Annotated in this window: 4 protein-coding genes and 1 pseudogene; all 5 read left to right on the top strand. The window is 70.1% G+C overall.

All coding sequences use genetic code 11. The features are described 5' to 3' along the window. Window positions 1–352, top strand: a 352-nt coding sequence (locus tag A5625_RS20970) for a penicillin-binding transpeptidase domain-containing protein (protein ID WP_255398014.1), incomplete at its 5' end; no start/stop codon positions are given. Window positions 353–445: 93 nt separating this feature from the next. After that, window positions 446–2,046 (top strand): annotated as a pseudogene (locus tag A5625_RS20975) (UDP-N-acetylmuramoyl-L-alanyl-D-glutamate--2,6-diaminopimelate ligase). Beyond that, window positions 2,043–3,653, top strand: coding sequence for a UDP-N-acetylmuramoyl-tripeptide--D-alanyl-D-alanine ligase (gene murF / locus A5625_RS20980; RefSeq protein ID WP_066998408.1), 1,611 nt, complete (start codon window positions 2,043–2,045; stop codon window positions 3,651–3,653). The pseudogene A5625_RS20975 and the gene murF overlap by 4 nt, the downstream one beginning before the upstream one ends. Then, complete coding sequence (gene mraY, locus A5625_RS20985; protein WP_066998410.1) at window positions 3,650–4,729, top strand: phospho-N-acetylmuramoyl-pentapeptide-transferase; 1,080 nt, start codon at window positions 3,650–3,652, stop codon at window positions 4,727–4,729. The genes murF and mraY overlap by 4 nt, the downstream gene beginning before the upstream one ends. After that, window positions 4,729–5,286 (top strand): Mur ligase family protein (locus tag A5625_RS20990; RefSeq protein WP_255398015.1); only part of this gene is annotated, 558 nt, incomplete at its 3' end. The genes mraY and A5625_RS20990, both read left to right, overlap by 1 nt.

The following is a 5,286-nucleotide window of genomic DNA, read 5'->3' on the forward strand; positions in this document are numbered from 1 at the left end:
GCGTGCCGTCGTGCAACACGACCCGATGGGTTATCAACAGGGCACCGGTCCGGCGGCCGCGGTGACCGGCTATCAGATGGCGGGCAAGACGGGTACCGCACAGCAGATCAACCCGGCCTGCGGCTGCTACTTCGACAACGTCTACTGGATTACGTTCGCCGGAATGGCCACCGTCGACAACCCCCGCTATGTCATCGGCATCATGATGGACAACCCGGAGCGCAACGCCGACGGCACGCCGGGCCACTCGGCGGCCCCGCTGTTCCACAACATCGCCGGCTGGCTCATGCAGCGCGAGAACGTGCCGCTGTCGCCGGACCCCGGCCCGCCGCTGACGTTGCAGGCCACCTAGCGAAGGCTGCCTTCGCGGAGCCACTCGGCGGCTGCGGCGGCGCGCGGATCGCCTCATGCCCGGTTGCGGCTAGGTAGGGTGTCATGGCCGATCATGAGGATCACGCGGCGTCGGAGGGAGGTGTGACCGAAGTGGTGCCGGTGCCCACTGGCTTACGCCCGAGCGCCGAAGCGGGCGTGCGGCTGCCGCAGCTCGCCGCGCAGGTAGGGGCGACGCTGGCCGACCGCCCAGGTCAAGGCCCTGCAATAGCCGACGTGACCATCACCGGCGTGACGCTGCGTGCCCAGGATGTTCGGCCCGGTGACCTGTTCGCCGCGCTGCCCGGGTTGACCACCCACGGGGCCCGGTATGCCGCCGATGCGGTCGAACGCGGCGCGGTCGCCGTGCTCACCGATACGGCCGGCGTCGCCGAGATGACCGCGGCCGGCGTCCAGACCGTGCCCACGCTGGTGCACCCCGACCCCCGCAGCGTCCTGGGTGGCCTGGCCGCCACGGTGTACGGCGACCCGTCGCAGCGGGTGGCCGTCATCGGCATCACCGGCACCTCCGGCAAGACCACCACCACTTACCTGGTCGAATCCGGGTTGCGTGCCGCCGGCCGCACGGCGGGCCTGATCGGCACCATCGGCATCCGCATCGACGGCGCCGACATCCCCAGCGCGCTGACCACTCCGGAGGCCCCCGCGCTGCAGGCGATGCTGGCGGCAATGGCCGAACGGGGGGTGGACACCGTCGTCATGGAGGTCTCCAGCCACGCCCTGGCTTTGGGCCGGGTGGACGGAATCGGCTTCGCGGTCGGCGCTTTCACCAACCTGTCCCGCGATCACCTCGACTTCCACCCGACCATGGAAGACTATTTCGCCACCAAGGCATTGCTGTTCGACCCGACCTCGCCGCTGCGGGCGAAGCGCGTCGTGGTGTGCGTCGACGACGAAGCCGGGCGCGCCATGGCGGCTCGGGCCGGCGACGCGATCACCGTCAGCGCCGAGGGCCAACCCGCACACTGGCGCGCGATCGACGTGGTGCCGATCGGCGCCGGGGGACAACAGTTCACCGTCGTGCAGCCCTCCGGTGCTCAGCATCAGATCGAGGTTCCGCTACCCGGTCACTACAACGTCGCCAATTGCCTTGTGGCACTGGCTCTTCTGGATGCGGTGGGGGTGTCTGCCGAGCAGGCCGCGCCGGGTCTGGCGCGCACCCGGGTGCCGGGACGCATGGAGAAGATCGACGCCGGGCAGGACTTTCTGGCGCTGGTCGACTACGCCCACAAGCCGGGCGCACTGCGTGCGGTGCTGACCACGCTGGCAGGCCCGGACCGCCGGCTGGCGGTGGTGTTCGGCGCCGGTGGCGAGCGCGACCCCGGCAAACGGGCGCCGATGGGCGCGACCGCCGCCGAGTTGGCCGATCTGGTGGTGATCACCGACGACAATCCGCGCGGCGAGGATCCAGCGGCGATTCGTCGGGAAATCTTGGCCGGTGTGGCCGAAAGTGGTTGTGCCACAGAAGTTATCGAGATCGCCGACCGGCGCGAGGCGATCAGGCACGCGGTCGGCTGGGCGCGCGCCGGTGACGTGGTGCTGATCGCCGGCAAGGGCCATGAAACCGGGCAACGCGCCGGCGGCCACACCCGCCCGTTCGATGACCGGGTGGAGCTGGCGGAGGCGTTGCGGGATCTGGACGGGGCGCAGCGATGATCGACCTGACCGTCGCCCAGATCGCCGACATCGTCGGGGGCGCCCTGTCCGGCATTTCGGCGCAGGACGCCGCGCAACGTCACGTCACCGGGACGGTGGAATTCGACTCACGCGCCGTCGGTCCCGGCGGCCTGTTCCTCGCCTTGCCGGGGGCCCGGACCGACGGGCATGACTACGCGGCCGCCGCGGTCGCCGCCGGTGCGGTCGCTGTGCTGGCGGCGCGACCGGTCGGGGTGCCGGCCATCGTGGTGCCCCCGCAACCACCCGCGGCGCACCGCGGACTGGCCGGAGTGCTCGAGCACGACGCCGACGGGTCCGGGGCCGCGGTACTGGCCGCGTTGGCCAAGCTGGCCAAGGCGATGGCCGCCGAATTGGTGGCCGGCGGGCTGACCATCGTCGGCATCACCGGATCCTCGGGGAAGACCTCGACCAAAGACCTGGTGGCTGCCGTGCTGGCGCCGCTGGGTGAGGTGATCGCGCCACCCGGGTCGTTCAACAATGAGTTGGGGCATCCGTGGACGGTGCTGCGCGCGACGGCCGACACCGACTACTTGGTTCTGGAGATGTCGGCCCGCCATCCCGGCAACATCGCCGCGCTCGCCGAAATCGCCACGCCGTCCATCGGGGTGGTCCTCAATGTCGGCACCGCGCATCTGGGCGAGTTTGGTTCACGCGAAGCCATCGCCCAGACGAAATCTGAACTGCCACAGTCTGTTCCGGCTTCCGGAGTGGTGATCCTGAACGCCGACGATCCGGCGGTGGCGGCCATGGCCGAGGTCACCGCGGCCCGGGTGGTTCGGGTCAGCCGAGCTGAGCACACCAACGCCGGCCCCAGCGATGTGTGGGCCGGGCCGGTGTCGCTCGACGAGTTGGCCAGGCCGCGTTTCACGCTGTATCAGCGCGATGCGTCCGGGGTGCGGCAGGTACCGGTGCAACTCGGTGTCTACGGCGATCACCAGGTCGGCAACGCGTTGTGCGCCGCCGCGGTCGCACTCGAATGCGGCGCCGGCGTCGAACAGGTGGCGGCCGCACTCGCCGGAACGGGCCCGGTGTCGCGGCACCGCATGCAGGTCACCACCCGCACCGACGCCGTTACCGTGATCGACGATGCCTACAACGCCAACCCCGATTCGATGCGGGCCGGGTTGCAGGCGTTGGCCTGGATTGCGCACGGCGGGGGACACGGTGACGCGCAACCCCGGCGCAGTTGGGCGGTGCTCGGCGAGATGGCCGAGCTCGGTGAAGACGCGATAGCCGAGCACGATCGCATCGGCCGGCTGGCGGTGCGCTTAGATGTGTCTCGACTCGTTGTCGTGGGAAGTGGGAGGTCGATGAGCGCCATGCACCACGGAGCGGTCATGGAGGGTTCCTGGGGCTCAGCCGATAAGGGGGCCGTCAACGTCGCCGACAGCGATGCCGCCCTGGCGTTGTTGCGGGCCGAGCTGCAACCCGGCGACGTCGTGCTGGTGAAGGCGTCCAACTCGGCCGGGCTGGGTGCGCTGGCCGACGCGCTGGCCCGTGACGATCGCGAGGGCGGCGAAGCCGGGCGAAGCGGGTCGTCACCATCGGAAGGCGCGGCAGACGCCAACGGTCGGACGCGCCGATGAGACAGATCCTCATCGCGGTCGCCGTCGCGCTGACCGTGTCGATCCTGTTGACCCCGGCGCTGATCCGGTTGTTCACCCGGCAGGGATTCGGCCACCACACCCGCGAGGACGGGCCGCCGACCCACCACGCCAAACGCGGTACACCGTCGATGGGCGGGGTGGCCATTCTGGCCGGTATCTGGGCCGGATACCTGGGGACGCACCTGGCCGGGATGGCCTTCGACGGCGAAGGCGTCACCGTGTCGGGTCTGCTGGTGCTGGGACTGGCCACCGTGCTCGGTGGCGTCGGATTTCTCGACGACCTGATCAAGATCCGCAGGTCGCGCAACCTCGGCCTGAACAAGACGGCCAAGACCATCGGGCAGGTCGCCGCCGCGGTGCTGTTCGGCGTGCTGGCGCTGCGGTTCCACAACCGCAACGGCCTGACACCGGCGAGCGCGGATCTGTCCTATGTGCGCGAGATCGCCACCGTCACGCTGGCGCCCGGGCTGTTCGTGTTGTTCTGCGTGGTCGTGGTCAGCGCCTGGTCCAACGCGGTCAACTTCACCGACGGCCTGGACGGGCTGGCCGCCGGGAGCATGGCGATGGTTACCGCCGCCTACGTGCTGATCACCTTCTGGCAGTACCGCAACGCCTGCGTCACCGCACCGGGGCTGGGCTGCTACAACGTGCGCGATCCGCTGGATCTGGCGCTGGTCGCGGCCGCCACCGCCGGCGCCTGCATCGGCTTTTTGTGGTGGAATGCCGCACCCGCCAAGATCTTCATGGGCGACACCGGATCCCTGGCGCTGGGCGGCATCATCGCGGGCATCTCGGTCACCAGCCGCACCGAGATCCTCGCCGTGGTGCTGGGTTCGCTGTTCGTCGCCGAGGTCAGCTCAGTTGTGTTGCAGATCTTGACTTTCCGCACCACCGGGCGCCGGGTGTTCCGGATGGCGCCCTTTCACCACCACTTCGAATTGGCCGGCTGGGCCGAGACCACGGTCATCATCCGCTTCTGGCTGCTCACCGCGATCGCCTGCGGCCTGGGGGTGGCCCTCTTCTACGGTGAGTGGCTGGGCGCGATCGGTGCCTGATGAGCGGCCTTGACCCCTTGGCGCCGGGCGCCCCGGTGCTGGTGGCCGGCGGACGCGTGACCGGCAAGGCGGTGCTGGCGGCCCTGACCCGGTTCGGTGCGGCGCCGACCGTCTGCGACGACGACCCGGCCACGTTGCGCGGTCACGCCGATGCCGGAGTGCAGACCACCTCTACCGCGACGGCCATCGAGCAGATCTCCCGCTACGCGCTGGTGGTCACCAGCCCCGGCTTCTCGCCGACCACGCCGCTGCTGGTCGCCGCGGCGTCAGCGGGCGTCCCGATCTGGGGTGACGTCGAGCTGGCCTGGCGGCTCGACGCCGCGGGCCAGTACGGGCCGCCGCGGCGCTGGCTGGTGGTGACCGGAACCAACGGCAAGACCACCACCACGTCGATGTTGCACGCCATGTTGGCCGCGGGGGGTCGGCGGAGCCTGCTGTGCGGCAACATCGGCGACCCGGTGCTTGATGTCCTGAAAGAACCCGGCGACCTACTGGCCGTCGAGCTGTCCAGCTTCCAATTGCATTGGGCGCCTTCGCTTCGGCCCGAGGCCGGCGCG

The sequence above is a fragment of the Mycobacterium sp. 1465703.0 genome (genome assembly GCF_001672975.1).
In the GTDB taxonomy this organism is placed as follows: Bacteria; Actinomycetota; Actinomycetes; order Mycobacteriales; family Mycobacteriaceae; genus Mycobacterium.

What these genes read in the sequence shown, in the direction of transcription:
- murF (WP_066998408.1), top strand. Translation starts at nt 2,043, where the DNA reads ATGATCGACCTGACCGTCGCCCAGATCGCCGACATCGTCGGGGGCGCC.
- mraY (WP_066998410.1), top strand. Translation starts at nt 3,650, where the DNA reads ATGAGACAGATCCTCATCGCGGTCGCCGTCGCGCTGACCGTGTCGATC.